We start from the raw sequence: 16717 nt of genomic DNA on the forward strand, positions 1-16717 counted from the left end.
TGTATTTTTAAAGATCAATTCAGATTAACCTACACTTCCTTCAAGGCTAATCGCTAATAATTTTTGTGCTTCTACTGCAAACTCCATGGGCAACTGGTTCATAACTTCCTTGGCAAAACCGTTCACGATCAATGCCACTGCAGTTTCCGTATCTATACCACGCTGGTTGCAGTAAAAGATCTGGTCTTCTCCAATTTTGGAAGTGGTAGCTTCATGCTCCACCACGGATGATTTATTCTTCACTTCTATATAAGGGAAAGTATGCGCACCGCATTTATCACCTAATAACAGGGAATCACACTGTGAAAAGTTCCGGGCATTGATAGCACCTTTACCCACATGTACAAGACCCCTGTAACTATTATTACTAAAACCAGCTGATATACCTTTTGAAACAATACGGCTTTTTGTATTCTTGCCCAGGTGTTGCATTTTGGTGCCCGTATCAGCTTGCTGGTGATTGTTGGTTACGGCTATAGAATAAAACTCACCTGTTGAATTATCTCCTTTCAATATTACACTGGGATACTTCCATGTAATAGCAGACCCCGTTTCCACCTGTGTCCAGGATATCTTGGAGTTATCACCCTTGCAAATACCTCTTTTGGTTACAAAATTGTAAATGCCACCATTACCTTCTTTATCACCAGGATACCAGTTTTGTACGGTAGAATATTTGATCTCTGCATTTTCCATGGCTATCAGTTCTACCACGGCAGCGTGCAACTGGTTCTCATCACGCATAGGAGCTGTACACCCTTCCAGGTAACTCACATAGCTACCTTCTTCTGCCACAATGAGTGTTCTTTCAAACTGCCCGGTATTTTCAGCATTGATCCTGAAATAGGTTGACAGTTCCATTGGACAACGCACACCTTTTGGAATATAACAAAACGAACCATCGCTGAATACAGCGGCGTTCAACGCAGAGAAATAATTATCTGTAATAGGAACTACAGAGCTTAAATATTTTTTAATAAGGTCAGGGTGATTCTGGATAGCATCACTCATAGAGCAGAAAATAATTCCCAACTCTCCCAGTTGTTCTTTAAAAGAAGTTCCGATGGAAACACTATCAATAACAGCATCAACTGCTACTCCACTCAGTCGCTTTTGCTCGTCAAGGGAGATACCTAATTTTTCAAACGTGCGTCTTAACTCCGGATCGATCTCATCAAGACTTTTTGGATTGATCTTTTGCTTAGGTGCAGAATAGTAAATAATATCCTGGTAATCGATAGCGGGATATTTTATATTAGCCCATGTAGGCTCCTTCATCTTCAGCCATTGACTGAACGCTTTTAAACGCCAGTCAAGCATCCATTGCGGCTCATTCTTCTTCGCTGAAATAAAGCGCACAATGTCCTCGTTCAGGCCTTTAGGAGCTTCATCTGCCTCCAAATCGCTTACAAAACCATATTTATATTCAGAGAGAACGGTCTTCTCCAGGATAGAAAGCTCATCATTCATATCTTTCATGTATTTCTGATCCAATAATTAAAATGCAAAGTTAGGCCTATTTGTACTAAAAAGTATAAACAAGTCTATAAGATTAAAGTTTAAAGAAAATTTTAAATGGAAATTGCTTTGGGGCTTGAGGTCAGAAACTATTAAAAAATTGTAATAGCGACCTTAGCAGCTGCAATTTAGTCCAGACGGGGTTAATGATGGCTGATTTTTCTCACCCTTTCTATAATAAATTTAGCCAGGCAGGATAACTAAACTGGAATTAAGGCGCCAATTAACAGGCAAAGCCCAGTTATTATGACCCATCCAAATAAAAACCAGGATAAAAACAACCTTGGTGATATTGTCCAACAAGCATTTTCAAACTCCTGCCCATCTATATGGTCTTGTTCATCGGCCTGTGATTCTTTTAAAATGCGGTAATATTTCATATACATTGCAATTCCGGTTCAAGGTACTAGCAACAGTTTTGCTTTCCTTGTCACTCATGTATTTTAACAAGGTGATAAGTAGAAAAGTCAAATTTCCAGGGTAGTGATATAAATAAGAGAATGGCAGAAATGGGGAAATGCTCACCCCCATTTAGATAATTTCTATATTCAAGCTTTTATATACGCCTCAAAGTCAGTAAAATAAACATGCGGATTTCCTGTATTATTCATTGAAGATTTATTCTATTCTTATATAGCTCTGTTGTCAATATCTAAACATCCTCATTTCCATTAGAACAGAAAGCATATAGAAAGATTGATTTTAGATACTGACTCATAGCCTTTGCCATAGCTATCAAGGGTGTTTCTAACGCCTATGTAACGCCTCTTTAAAGAGCCGTTGCAGAGGCGGCACAAAGGCGGTACATAAATACACTAACTTTTAAGCTGATCAGTTCTAAATAAGGTTGCCAATTTTTATTGTTTTAACCAGCAAACCTCCCAGGTTGCTATCCTAATTTTCCTGGAACAGTATTTAAACTCAAGGTTTCATTATTATATGAGGAAATTGGTAAGAAGATAATAGGATCTCAATTCATGAATGAAATACCATAGAAATACATTAATCTAATTGCTTATATAATGATGCCGGAATTAAGGTCTTAATGTATTTAACCTATTCCCCCGACCATCTTATTTTTTGAAGTGAGACTTTGGTGATACCACAATTTTTCATCCCATTCCAGTCAATCAAAGTTCTTTATAGTGTCTTTTTTATGTTTCCGTTCTTTGTCCAACTCATCTTCTTCCCTTTTTTCAACAAACCAGGAAGCCACGTAAGCCGTGAAGGTGCCAAAAAGACCCATGCCTACAGTTATTAACGCCACCGCAATAATGCGTCCTTCAGTAGTTACCGGAAATTTATCACCATATCCCACAGTAGTTATGGTAACATAGGCCCACCAGAGCGCATCTTCTGCCGTTTTAATATTGCTATGCGGCGCATCCTTTTCAACATTTAATATACCAATGGCGGAAAATATGACCATTAATATGGCAATGATGCCAATAGATGTAAAAGCACCTTTTACCCTGTTGCTGAAATAATATTTCAATACCATGCGCATAGAACGAAAAGCTCTCAATACCCTCAACAGCTGTACTACCCGGAAAAGCCGGGCCGCTACAAAAACATCAAATACGGGAATGCTCGAAATAAGGTCTATCCACCCCCATTTCATATATTCCAGCTTATTTTTTGCCGAGGTGAACCTGACAATAAAATCTATAAGAAAGAAGAAACAGATGGCATGATCGATATCCCGTAACAGTTTTGATGTTTCTGGTGGAAGGTGCGCAAAAGTATTGATCAGCAAGGCAATGATCACATACACAGACAATACCATTATGAGGATATTGAATGGATGCAGGGCCTGCCTTTGCTGAATGGTTATACGCATGATAAGCAGTTCTTGTTATGACACGTTGAATGAAACCAATACATTACTGCATTTTCTGTTTGTCAAATTTTTCATTAAGGATGCGGAGTCGCTTACAGAGCATTCTTAAAAAACCTTTAGCTATCTCCGGGCGTGAATCGAGCAATTCAAAAAAAGGCTCCTGGTCAATTTTAAAGAGGTAGCAATCGGTATGGGCACGCACAGATGCACTCCTGCTTTCAGAATCGATCAGTGACAATTCCCCAAACACTTCTTTTTCCTTTAATATGGCCAGGGTAGTATTGGATTTATAGATCTCCACTTCGCCCTGGTAAATAATATACATGCTGTCTCCAAAATCTCCCTCTTTAAATATTACAGCATCCTCTGGTAGTTCCATATCCTGCATAAGCGGGGCAAGATCTGCAAGAACATTTTCAGGTGTATCTGAAAAGATGTTGAGTGATTTAAGCAGGAGTACTTTTTCAATGAGTAACAGGCGTTCTGTTTTTGAAATAGACATAGTGCGAATTTTTGATTATCCTATACAGCGTATTGGGCCAGTTCACTTAGTAATGGATGTTCGGCTCCAATGTAACGACTGATAAGATTATGATTAATTGAATGATGCTGTTTTTTGGATGTATAAATGGAACAGGCCTTTGTCCAGTTGTTGTATTTAAATTCATCTGTGCCCAAAATAGAGCTGAGGATATTTTCTATTGTTGTAAAGAAACTGGAAGGATACAATTTTCGAAGTGCATAGGTCTTATGACCAATGTCTGCATTTTCAAAAATGAGATTGAAATGATAGGCAATATCTTTTTTCACAGACATTTCAATTATTTCCATGGCATTGGCAATAGCTTCCTTCTGTTCTGATTTAAATGCAGATCGAACGTCCTTTATCTTTTCACGATCGTATGAAATGGCAAAAATGTATAGTAATGTGTCCCTTAATCCGGCCAGTTCTAATTCGAGCGAATGGGAAAGTAAATGATACTTATGTTGGTATGGCAGGAGCAATTGCTGCATGTATAATATCCTTGCACAATTGCTCAGGCATATACGTGCCTGGGTCTCAAAGAAAGACAGTTGTTCATCCTGGGCTTTATAATTTGATAAGTACAATGTTTTGATAATGATGTGAAGAAATCCAGGCAACCTGCTTGTAAGATCAAGTAATACTTTTTGGGAACGCTTGCCTCCTATCCTGCCTAATAATCGAATCAACTTTTCTGTTTGCCTGTATGTACCCTTGCGGTTGATGATAAAATCTTCCAGAACAGGCAGGGCATTTTCGCCGGATGCATTTAAACAGTTCATTACCATTTTTTCATTGGTATTGAAGCGGTTCAATACAATATGTAAAAGTTCAACTTCGGCATTAAGGCCGGCAGCCAGGAAAGCTTCATGTTGCACCTTTTCATCAGGGTCATCCATAAGCTTTTTGATATCCTCTTTATAGATGCCCTCTTTGAGGTCCTGTAAAATGGCGGCCCCTCTTCTCCTGTTCTCAGGATCGCCGGAATGTAGCAGGCTCACTAAAAAGTTGCGGGCATCCATTTTATTTTGCCTGTCGCCATAGGTAATAATGCCTACTATAGCAGCTCGTTGTATAGTGCTATCTTCATTGGCCATGTAAGGCAGAATTTCATCCTCACGGATATTAACCCTGCTTAGTGCAGTAATGATCTCTGCTTTTAATACCGGGTCTGTGGCAGTGAGTAGCATTTCCCGAAGCTTATCATTCAACCTCGACACATTCCTGGGCTGTATAAGCCTGATGGCTTCCGTTCTGATTCTTTCAGAAGGGTGCTCCAATGCAGCTACCACTATTTCATTGTGAAACATATTAGGATGGGAAGCTAATAGTTTCAAAACATTGGATGCCTCGGCCTCAGTTCCTTTGCCCAGTCTTTCTTTCATCCAGCCAACCGTAGAAGCATCATTAACAGAAAATTCAGTGTTATAAAAAAAGCGGTTTCCTATTGTTTTTAAAAGTGTTTTTAAATATTGCTGGTGTATACGATAGATGCCAATGATCCAGGCAATGCCAAGTGCCAGTAATACATAATTCAAACTTTCCAGGTGTTTGCCTGGATCAAACTTCAGGATCACTATCAGCAATATCCCGGTAAGTAATGATGCAAACGGATCCATGATACCTTTGGTGATGGTATGCGCCCTCAGGCGTTCATGAGTGCTAAGCGGTTGCATGAGGGTCAGGAATACCGGGGTATTGATTGAACTCCGAAGGATATCTACGAAGATGGCCATGGCACCAAAGAGATAGATGGATAAGGATCGTGGCTGAATGATCCTGTCCGAGATTAGCACAATTGATACCAGCAGGATCAATAACAAGGGGGTTATAAGCAAAGATTTGATAATGCCAAGCCTATTGATCAATCGCCCGGTAAAGATCATTTTAATAATAAGCGCCAGTATGCGCACGGTAGCAAAGAAAAATGCAATGAATTGTGCCAAAGCCACATCACTATGCAATGCGCCCTTTACTTTAGCATAGAAGGCAAAATTGACTATGATAAATGTAGCTGAAGCAATTATTGTCATAATAGCAATTCTGCGTATAAGCACATTTGCTGAAAAGTTTTTAACCAGGTGCGTGATGGGGTACGCGGCCTGCTTTACATCATGATGATGCTCATGCTTGCTCAACAATCCAAGTCTTTCTATTATTATGATGCATGGTAAAGAGGCCAGCATACAGAAAAAGCCAACCCATAACAGGTTTGCAGTGCCAATATAGCTAACCAGTAAAAGAGCCATAGTATAGCCTACAAACTTGGCAGGAATATCGCCTGAACTAATCAGTCCAAACAAGCGTTTACTCTGGCGCACATCAAAAAGAAGTGAAGTAATTCCCCAAAATTCCAGGTTGTTGAGCAGGTACAGCATATTGAACCAGGCAATCATTAAAAAAAGGAATCCCGGGGGCATGGCACTTAAAGCAAAACGGAATGCCAGAAAACTTAAAGCCATGAAAATGGTGACACCCTTAGCAAGATCAGTTATAGTAAACCTGGCCTCTAATTTTGAATAAATAAATCCAGCTACCCACAATAAAAAAGCGGAGTAAATAAAAACCTTGGGAAACTCAGAAATATCAAACTTATTAAGAAACAAGGCGAATGCGGAAGTGAAGAAAAAGGCAATAGCTGCCCCCTGGAAAAACTCCATTAGAAAAAGAACCTTAACCAATTTCCATTCATTAGTCCGCACATTTAATATGCGTAATAATAAGCTGGTAGGTTTCATATTTATTGATTAGTAGTGAATTCTTGTTTTTTCGCTTTCAGGTTTTCAAGGTGTTTCAATTTCTTTGGATTTCGATTTCTTTGGGAGGATTTGGTAAAATAGTGATGAGACTCGATAAATTTCAACTGAACAGACATCCATTCAGCTTCTGTAGTAACAATGCCCTGTTGAAGGTATTCAAGCATTAGCTTATTACTCAGGATTTCAAAATCATCCCGGCCCAGGTAATCAAGGTCTGCATCACAAATAATCTGTTCAAGGTGGTTTGTTGGGGTTTGAGGAACCCTGGTAGCCATAATGATGGAACAAATGGTGTCTAGCTCTTCTTTTGAAAATGTTCCATTTGCCAGGTCATGACGGGCCATCTGGCAGCTCACTTCTTCATGTCCTTTATTAATAACTAAAAACCCCATATCATGATATAGGGCCGCAATTTTTAATAAGAGCAGGCTTCTGTCATCTGTGATACCTTCTTCCTTTGCAATTCGTTCAACATTAGAGAGCACTTCTGCAGTATGCTGCACATTATGATAGGTAAATCCGGGAGCTATACATGCAGCAAGTGTATGAAGAACTTTATCCTTAATTATTTGGAAATCCGGAACCATTAGACAGGAAGTGTGGTTTAATTAAATATAACTATTTTCTAAAACTCCTTGATTGTTTTTGTCAGCCATAGCCCATATTCAACAGGAAGATGAAGACTCAGGCATCCTGTTACTTCTTTATACCAAGTAAAGTAATCCAGGGTCTTTATCCATAAAGTGTATCCAGGTCAAACTTTTGCATTTCAGTATCGGGATTGTTCACATTTATTTCCCTGGGTTGTTCTACCAGCGATTCTGTTGATTCATCTACTGTTCCATCAATGAAATACATATCAACTTCACCCACATTTTTTGCATAAATCTTACCCCGGTATTTGCAACGGAACCTGTCTTTGATCAATTCGTAGGTAGCTGAAGAAATATTTACAAGGCCTGGCTCTCCATTACTTTCCATACGGCTGGCAATATTCACTGTGCTGCCCCAAATGTCATAAGCATATTTCTTCTTCCCCACTACCCCTGCTACCAATGGACCCACATGTATGCCCACCCTTATTTCCCATGGTGGCAAACCTTTTTCCATACGGCGGAGGTTATTTTGAATAACATATTCCTGAATTTCCAGGCCGGCCTTTACAATCTTGTAGGGATGTTCATTATCTGGTGTAGGTATGCCCCCAGCGCACATATAAGAATCTCCAATCGTTTTGATCTTTTCCAGCTTGTTTCTTTCAATGATATCATCAAAAGCCATGAAACAATGATTCAGTTCATCCACCAATTCGGCAGGAGACATTTTATCTGCAAGTGATGTAAATCCTTTAAAATCTGTAAATAATACTGATACACGCTCATAATCTCTTGGTGTGGCACGGCCGCTTTCCTGCAATTCTTTGGCAACTTCCTGTGGCAGTATGTTCAGCAACAGGTGTTCGATCTGCTCCTTTTGATGGTCAAGTATCTTGTTGATCCTAACCTTGGCCTTATAGTTTCTGAAAATAATAAAAGCAATGATGAAGATGAATATAAGACCAGCCATAAATGCATTCTTGGCTAGTCGCTGACGCTTTAGTTCCACCTCCTGTAATTGTTTATCCTTTGTCAGGAGGTCAACTTCACCCTGTTTCTTTTGCAGATCAAAATCCATCTGCAGTAAACCTATCTTTTTGCCTGTTTGCTCATTATAAATCGTATCCTTTATATCTGAATACTTACTCTGATAGGCAAAGGCTTTACCAAAATTCCCCGTCATGGAATAAGCGTTGGCAATTTCTTTATAAAGATCAACGAGAATGCTATTGGCTTTAATTTCCACAGCCGGCGCTTCTGCCTTATTGAAATAATTTAGGGCAGCATTGTAATTACCAAGCTTCGCTTCAATGTTGCCAAGGCCACGGTAAGCCTGAACTATATTGAAAGTGACATTGAATTTTTGGGCCACTGCCAGGGCTTGTGTATGGCTTTTTAATGCCAGGTCATATTTGCCCTGTTTTGCTCTTAGCTCGCCAATCTCATTATATACATCTGAACTACCCTCAGATTTTCCGTAAGCTGCCAGTGATTTGTTATAGAGCGCAAGGGCTTTGTCTAATGCATTCTTTTTGGCGTAAAGCTTGCCTATGTTCACATACATGGAACCCAGGGCATTTGCATTACCCAACTGTTCGCAAATGGGCAAAGCCTTCTCGTAATAATATAGAGCTTTATCAAAAGTTGCGTCCTTTAAGCTGTAGATATTACCAATATTATTCAGGGTCATCATTATCTTTTCCTTGTTGCCAATATGCTCAGCTATCTTCAATGACTTCAAATAATACTCCAGGGCCTTGACATTATCCCCCTGGTTAAAATAAATGGCTCCAAGGTTGTTCAGCAAATTGGCAATTCCCTCATCATCTTTTATTGCTTCATAAATACTCAATGATTGCTTCCAGTAATTAAGCGTTTCAACGTATTTGCCCTGGAAATAATAGGCTAGTCCCACATTCTTTAGCGCCAGGGCTTCCCCTTTGGGATAATCCACTTTGGCTGCTAATTCTTTTGCTTCAGTGGCAAGGTTAATGGCCCCTGCGGGATCAGTATTAAAAAGCTCCTTGCTACTTTGAATCAATTTATTGATCCTGGAAGTATCACGTGTAAAATTTCCATCCCTGCCTTCCTGTGCATAAACAGGAAAGACCAAAAAAAAGGAAGCGACAAACAATAAACCTTTACAGTGCATAACATTGGTTTAGGTAAAAGCAATGGTGTTTTCACAGGAAGAATTCAAATGCTTTAATAGGCTTTACCAGATATGATCAGCTTCTTGTTGATCACTTTATCTTTCTCCTGGTATTGAACTATATATACCCCCGATGGTATGTTAGTAATTGAAACATCCTTTCGTATCAACTTACCAGCCTCTGTATACCCGTTTACAATTGTTTTTACAAGCTCTCCCTGCATATTATATATTCGGATCACTGATGCTCCGGACGTGTTAGCCCTGAAAGCTATAGTGAAACCGGAAACAGCAGGATTAGGGTACAATTTCAATATTTCTTGTTCCTCTGCATCCGGGAGTTGTGAACTGTTTAAAATAATCCTTTGCGTGGCATTTGATACAACAACCGGATCAATTAACATGCAGGCTGTAAACTTATCAAAGGAGCTGGAACTACCAGTATAGTTATTACCACCACCTCCGCTTCCACCATTAACCAGGTAGTTTATTATTGGTGTAGGTGTCCCTGCCCTGTAATTGCCGTTGATAGAAGTGACTTTGCCTGAATCTGCTAAAATTGTATAGTTAAACTGTGGTTGGTACGCTGCCATGCCATAAGTCCATTGATCAGTAAACGGTTTATCGGAATAAAAAATTCCCTTTACCACAGAGTTGGCCCCATTCTTTTTAGTAAAGCCATTGGAAGAATTGATGATAACTCCAGCAATGAATATATCTGAAGTGCTGCTGAAACCAATTGGAACTTTTGTGATCCACATGTTTTTCCCTATATCATAAATAGTATAAGGCACCACGGCATTTCTATCTGCAATGATCTTACCTACCGGCATTGAAAGATTAGATATAAGAGGGGACGATGTGATATTATTGAATGTAACAGAACCACCTGTAAACAATAGAAAATCTCCATGTGCTGCTAACTGTCCGCTAACCTTGGTAGTTATATTCAACCAAAGAGATGTTGGCGCTTTAGTTGTGCTTCCAAAATTGGTAAAGGAATTATGTGTTAACAGGCAAGGATTTGGGTTTACTGTTAGGGTGCCATTTACATAAGTAATAGCATAATTGGAAAGATTGGTGCCTTCTGTACCCACAGCAGTTGTAGGTACTATGGGATAGGATGATCCGGTTGCGCTTGCAGAAGTCCCGTTTGAAGTGGACCGGACATACGAAATGGCATCATCATACATCATTTTTCCCGAAGTAATAGTAAAGGCAGTACTATCCAGTTGTATTTCTAATCCGTACAATTTAGATGTATCCTTTACTTTGATAGTTATGGGTGCCGGAAGAATATTAAGGTTACCCAATTCATAATGCACCTGGAGGTTATCGTTTAATAAGGCTCCTGGAACAATGTTCTGGACACCAGCAGTGATTCCAGTTATCAGGTTGATGGATTTAAAACTGCTCGGCCCTGTATCACCCAGGTCTGATGAATCAATTATAACTGGTAATTTATTTGAATCTGCCAGACTGTTCACAATGGCAACGGGCACTCCACCCACAATGGCCACCGGAACACCATTTACCATAGCTACAGGTACTCCACTTACTATGGCTACGGGCACTCCACCCACAATGGCTACAGGCACACCATTGATCAATTGGTAGGCATCCAGCAATCCCCTGAGATTGACGGAAGGAATTGAATTGATCATTGAAGTGGTGGTAGTATCAGGATTGATATTATAATTCAAAACGGATTCCTGGGTGAGGTCAACCACTTTGGTTGTTTGGGTAACAGGTATGCCTCCCGGGGGAGCATACTGATTGGTAATGATTCTTGCATTATGAATGGATGCAGAATCTGCCATAAAGCTTTCATTAGTCACAACACTATCAGCCAGGCTGTTCACCATGGCTACGGGAACACCGTTCACTATTGCTACCGGGACACCATTAACTACAGAACTTACCATAGCAACCGGCACTCCACCTACTATAGCTACAGGAACGCCACCAACAATAGCCACAGGAACACCATTGGCTAACGTGGTGCTGACAACTACCGGGAAACCGTTTATAACCTGGATAGCCTGGTAATTCACTATTGCAACGGGTACACCGCTTACAATAGCAACTGGCACACCACCTACAATAGCCACCGGTACTCCGCCTACCATGGCAACCGGAACACCATTCACCATATAATTTTTCACTTCAACCAATTGCCCACCAATTACTGCCACAGGCCTGTTATTGGCAAAAGCAATGACATCATTGGCCAGTTGGCTTTGGTGTGACTGCTGTATGAATGCCATCGTCGAAGAAGGATCAGCAAGCGTGACAGAAGGATCAACCTGGTAATTGAAATGAATATTGCCAATAGCCTGTCCATATACAAGAGTCGTATCTCTTGGCGTAACAGTAACACTCAATCTATCTATGGTAAGCACTCCGGGCAGTGAATCATAGTTATATTTTTCCAGGAGGGCTGCATCGGTGGCGTTGGTGGGATCAAAGGTTCGGGATGCCATGATCCTGTACAATCCAACATTGTCATTTACACCGGCATTAACAGAAAAATTAAGGTTGGTAAGACCAAGATCCTGCAAACTAAGGTTGGTATGTTGCAACGAATCATTATCTACAAGGATGGTAGCAGTAAATGAAGGGAAAACTTCACCATATTTTTTCGATTTATTATCAGCCTTTATGGTTATGTTCTTTTTAATAACACCGGTTATGGCAATGCTATTGGATAATCCGCCATCCAATCCGGAAGGAGTTTTAGAAGCGGTATAGGATGTTAACAATTGCTGTCCATTAAACATTGGCAATGTGGCAATGGCAGTATTGTTATTAATTATAGTTGTCGGGAGTGTATCGGACCCCAGGAGTATTTTAGTACCTGAGCTCAGGTAATTACCTAAAACTGTCACTTCCATAGTCTGTGCACCAGGAACAAGATTTGGATCTGTGAATTGGAGGCCAATAAGTTCAGGTGTTGGATTGGCGATGGTACGTGCTGCAGAATCTACCTGCACAAAACCATAACCTGTTTTATAATCGAACCCCGGCATATCCATTGATAATGTTGTGGCGGTCAATAAGGTTTTTAGTGATGAAGGTGTAGGTACCTGGCTGTAAAACTTCTGACGTGCCTGAATAAGCAATGCGGCTGCAGCTGCGACATGAGGAGCAGCAGCCGAAGTTCCAAAGAAATTTGGCAGCCCATCATTTTCGTAATCAATACTTCCGAAAGCAACAGTGGTATTGCCTCCATTGGGGCCCATGAGGTCAGGTTTAGGCGAAGGCGCCCCTAAATAAGTTGTTCCACCAATGGAAGAAAAATTAGAACGGGTTGGTGTGGGAACGCCAAATGCAGGGGTGTTTCCATAAAATGTTGCCCCTACTGTAATGACCTCAGGTGTATTACCATGACCTACAATTGTTGAATTGCCCTGTATAAACTCATTGATCTTAAGCTCTCCGCGGAATACCACATATTTAAAACGGACGTTACTGGTAGTGGCGGTAGCATCAAGCGAAGAATTTACAATGAGCAAATCAATAATAGAGTTCTCAGTGACCGTTAGTGTCAGCACCTCAATTGGGTCGCCACCAACATTGTACCTATTAAAACCAATAACATTACCTAGTTGATCGATGGAATAAGCATCCAGGTCGGAAACTGTTCCTGTATTTCCACCAAGTGAATAAACATTTTCATCCCATTGAAGCACGATGGTATAGGTCTGGGGATGATCAGGGGAACCTTTTACAGAGTCTCTTTGGAAAATATCGCCGCCACCAAAATTATGGGCACGCCCGGGAAGTCCAAATGGCGCACTTCCAGGTGCAGGATTAAAAATGCCTTCATATGATTTGTCTGCAAAATTGCCCGCTGCAGTTACACATGTCACTCCGTTGGCGGTGGCTGACTGGTAAGCCCTTGACACGACACCAGGCTTGAAAAAAGGTTCTGTTATAAAACTAATATCATCAACGATCACCTTGCAGTTAGCTAATGTTAATGCACTTATTCCATCAGCAAAATCGCCCGGGCTAATAAATCCTGTCCTGTAAGCGAGAGATGCTTTGGGTGCCACATCATGAACTATCTGCAGCATGGCCCTTCCTTCATCGGATCTTGGTCCATAAGGATAGTCCTGCAAGACCTGCACTGGTGTAGGATTTACAGGATTGCCAATCCCCGGCAGGTCGCCATTATTGATGTCATTTTGTGCCGGGTTTCCGGGTATTGTATTATAACTATCCGATAAAACACCAATCTTAACGCCTTCCCCTGAAAGATTAAACCCATTCCTTACAAAGTTGGTGCGCATGGCACTATCCCCTGCTGTTTGAGCAATGCCGGCATTTCCTACAGGAGGAAATACGGGCATAACGAAGTTGATCAGGCTTCGCATTGGTTCCAGGTCAAATTTATTCAGGTTGGCAATGGGATAAAACCCTGTGATCTTTAATGTATCAGGTCCATTGTTTAAAAAACCAGTCATGCCATATCCCGAACCCTGTAACATTGATTGAACTATTGCGCGGTTACCAGCATAAACTACTACATCTATCAATACTTTGTCATTGACAATAAGGAACATGGCCTTCCCGCTATCTAACACATTCCCATAGTTGAGGTATAAAGAAGTTAACTCGGCACCTATTTTAGAATAGTCTTTACCGGTAGGCGGAGGTGGATAGTAGGGAAGCACACAACGTACACCTGTAACCAATACTGTATCCGATGCCGGAAATATACAATCTGCGCTGGACACTGAAAGTACATACTGACCGACTGCTCCGACTGTGATGGTTGAGGACGTACCTATAAAAGTACCATCCAGTTTACTCCAGCTGTATTGTGGGTTCGGACTTGAACTTGATCCTATTAACTGGGTAGTGGGATGTAAACAATCTATTGATTTATCTATCCCAGCATTTGCATTAGGATTACAATCATTCAACCTGGCAAAACTTATTCCGACTCCTGTTTGAATAGAAACTTTCTTGCCACTCCATAAAGCCCCGATAATCTTGCTTTCGCTTGACCCTGAACCTACAGTAATAGAACCATTAGGAGCATACACAGTGCCGTACCAGGTTGACCTTTTGCTACCAGAAGCCCCGTTGCTGATAGTCCATGTAGTAACGCCATCGGGTGCAGTTGCACCATTTCCCATTACCTGCATATAAACCCGTGAGGCATCTCCACCCCGAGGAAAGGACACAGTTAACTTATACAGATCTACATCACCGGCCACATATATACGCATTACTGCTGTGGGATCATTCTTAAAATCAAGTACGAAACTGTTGAAGTTTCCATAGTTCTTGATAGCATTGAAATAATAATTACCAGCACCTGAAAAGGTCACCGTTTTATTGCCGGGTAAAGACAAATTCCGGTATCCGCCAGGTGTTATAGTCTGCGTAGAAATTATATCACTGGTACCAGTGGAAAAAGAAGATACAAATGGCAAAATCGGCAAAGAAGGGAAATTGAGCGTATGAGAAACTGCTCCACCTGAAGGTTGGCTTCCTGAGTAAGATCCTTCATAGTTTACGGTACCATTAATAAATCCACCCCCGAGTAATACACTGCCTTTGATATTTAGATTACCGGTAATGGCCGCATTTGATCCCGTTTGAAAAATATATCCTGAAGCCCCACTGATATTTTGAGCGGAAATATTTCCATTAATAGTATTACTATTAGACAGATCTACACGCCCACCACTATAAATATTGGCACTAATAGTAGTATTTCCTATAGTACGGAATAGACTATTGCTCCCAATCGAACCTCCGGCTATGGTTGTAGAAGTATTTAATTCAACAATGTTTTTCCCATACAAGCTAAAATCCTTAATGTTCAATTGCTGACCATTAATGTGGTTATAACAAACAACAATTAATAGCAGTAAGAAAAGTTTACGGCATCTAAAAAAAGCAGCAGCAGCAAAGTGTCGCATATAAGGGTATTAAACAGTTATTTTCTTTGGTCTAAAGCCGAAACATTAGTGTTTAATCACAAATACGGAAGCAGGTAATATTTTCAAGGAGGTATAAGGAATAAGGCAGAAAAGGTCCTGCAAAATCTGACAACAAAATAAATAGCTGAAGGATAAGGATTGAAAGTATAGAATGTTCAGGGATCCGGAAGTATATAAAAAATATTGACCTATTAAATATAGCCTGAAACTGCCTAATTACCAAGACAATAATTAAAACCTGTTGGTTAACTGGTAAATAAATTATTAATTACTCCCATCATTTTGAAAGCTAAGGTCAACTGCTTAACAAGTATTTGCAATGAAAAATGGCTCAGGTAGTTAAAGTAACAAGCGCATCCATAATTTTCTGTCCTGCGGAAGTACTAATGAACCATTGAAATATCACTATGCCAAATAAAGCGCAGGAAATTCCTGCAAGTACGTCCAGTATATAATGGTGACCGGTATATACAGCAGCAAACCATATACCTACCATAATAACTGCAAAGAGAAAATTGAACCATTTCATCTTTGCCTTAATGCCATAATATAAAACGATAAGTATATAGGCTGCATGTAAGGAAGGCATGGCAGCAAATACATTGGAACTTTTGCTATAGATGCCAGCAAAGACATTAGTGCCAAAATAGGCATCAAACCTTCCTAAACCAGCAGTATTGCCGGGGGTGGACGCAATAAAATGAAATCCTTTCTGAGCGATGTACCAGGGTGGTGCGGCAGGATAAATATAATACCCTACAAAACCAACCAGGTTTACCAGGAAAAAGGTTAACGAGAATTGAAAAAATAAATTTCTATTGCGAAAAAATAGAATACCTGCAAAAATTAAAGGCAGGGGAACCCAACATAAATAAAAAATACCACATAGAATATCCAGGATAGTATTATGCGCATGGGCAAAATATTCATTAGGTGTAATAAGAACACCATTGATATCAATTCCAAACAAGGATTTTTCCCAATTATATAAGGAGTGAATATGAACTGCATTGTAATGATAGTTTGGAAATGCCTTCATATAATCAAATATGACCCAATAGATTATAAAAATGGAAAAGCCGAGAATAAACTTCCGGGTAGTTTTGCTGGCGAAATAGAATGAGTTGAATATCAAAAGCAGAACAAGCTGGTCAGTTTTGAAGCCTATAAGTATGTAGGATAAGGCTAAATATATTGAAGAAACAAGTAGAGAAAACCTGATACTTTTAGCTGATAATAAGACAGAGCCAGACGGGCGCAGTTGAAACTCCGATATTAATTCTTCCTGCACTTCACTTCCCGTTGGATACATTTGGTAGCATTGGTTTAGTCTGGCAAATTTAAAGCTATCCTGTATAAGAAATAGTTA

At 40.1% G+C, this 16717-nt stretch carries 8 protein-coding genes; all 8 read right to left on the reverse strand.

The window, feature by feature from the left end; genetic code table 11:
* Positions 1–24: 24 nt before the first annotated feature.
* Positions 25–1470, reverse strand: a complete 1446-nt coding sequence (sufB, locus tag BUA53_RS02550; RefSeq protein WP_072833931.1) for a Fe-S cluster assembly protein SufB — start codon at positions 1468–1470, stop codon at positions 25–27.
* A 1174-nt stretch (positions 1471–2644) separates the two neighbouring features.
* The gene (locus BUA53_RS02560; protein WP_072833688.1) at positions 2645–3358 is read right to left on the reverse strand and encodes an ion transporter; all 714 of its coding nucleotides are present in this window, start codon (positions 3356–3358) and stop codon (positions 2645–2647) included.
* A gap of 43 nt (positions 3359–3401) precedes the next feature.
* Positions 3402–3860 (reverse strand): Crp/Fnr family transcriptional regulator, encoded by a 459-nt coding sequence (locus BUA53_RS02565; RefSeq protein ID WP_072833689.1) that lies wholly within the window; start codon positions 3858–3860, stop codon positions 3402–3404.
* Positions 3861–3880: 20 nt separating this feature from the next.
* Complete coding sequence (locus tag BUA53_RS02570; protein ID WP_072833690.1) at positions 3881–6619, reverse strand: MFS transporter; 2739 nt, start codon at positions 6617–6619, stop codon at positions 3881–3883.
* Between the two features lie 2 nt (positions 6620–6621).
* Positions 6622–7227, reverse strand: a complete 606-nt coding sequence (locus BUA53_RS02575) for an HD domain-containing protein (protein WP_072833691.1) — start codon at positions 7225–7227, stop codon at positions 6622–6624.
* A 145-nt stretch (positions 7228–7372) separates the two neighbouring features.
* Positions 7373–9388: an adenylate/guanylate cyclase domain-containing protein gene (locus BUA53_RS02580; protein ID WP_084079766.1), complete on the reverse strand. Its 2016-nt coding sequence runs from the start codon at positions 9386–9388 to the stop codon at positions 7373–7375.
* Between the two features lie 53 nt (positions 9389–9441).
* Positions 9442–15327, reverse strand: a complete 5886-nt coding sequence (locus BUA53_RS02585; RefSeq protein WP_072833692.1) for a S8 family serine peptidase — start codon at positions 15325–15327, stop codon at positions 9442–9444.
* Positions 15328–15679: 352 nt separating this feature from the next.
* The gene (locus BUA53_RS02590; RefSeq protein WP_072833693.1) at positions 15680–16660 is read right to left on the reverse strand and encodes a phosphatase PAP2 family protein; all 981 of its coding nucleotides are present in this window, start codon (positions 16658–16660) and stop codon (positions 15680–15682) included.
* Positions 16661–16717: the final 57 nt, after the last annotated feature.

The sequence above is a fragment of the Flavisolibacter ginsengisoli DSM 18119 genome, assembly GCF_900129295.1.
Classification (GTDB): Bacteria; Bacteroidota; Bacteroidia; order Chitinophagales; family Chitinophagaceae; genus Flavisolibacter; species Flavisolibacter ginsengisoli.

Coding starts and splice junctions, on each gene's coding strand:
- BUA53_RS02580 (WP_084079766.1), bottom strand. CDS start 9,388: ATGCACTGTAAAGGTTTATTGTTTGTCGCTTCCTTTTTTTTGGTCTTT.
- BUA53_RS02565 (WP_072833689.1), bottom strand. CDS start 3,860: ATGTCTATTTCAAAAACAGAACGCCTGTTACTCATTGAAAAAGTACTC.
- BUA53_RS02585 (WP_072833692.1), bottom strand. CDS start 15,327: ATGCGACACTTTGCTGCTGCTGCTTTTTTTAGATGCCGTAAACTTTTC.
- sufB (WP_072833931.1), bottom strand. CDS start 1,470: ATGAATGATGAGCTTTCTATCCTGGAGAAGACCGTTCTCTCTGAATAT.
- BUA53_RS02575 (WP_072833691.1), bottom strand. CDS start 7,227: ATGGTTCCGGATTTCCAAATAATTAAGGATAAAGTTCTTCATACACTT.
- BUA53_RS02560 (WP_072833688.1), bottom strand. CDS start 3,358: ATGCGTATAACCATTCAGCAAAGGCAGGCCCTGCATCCATTCAATATC.
- BUA53_RS02590 (WP_072833693.1), bottom strand. CDS start 16,660: ATGTATCCAACGGGAAGTGAAGTGCAGGAAGAATTAATATCGGAGTTT.
- BUA53_RS02570 (WP_072833690.1), bottom strand. CDS start 6,619: ATGAAACCTACCAGCTTATTATTACGCATATTAAATGTGCGGACTAAT.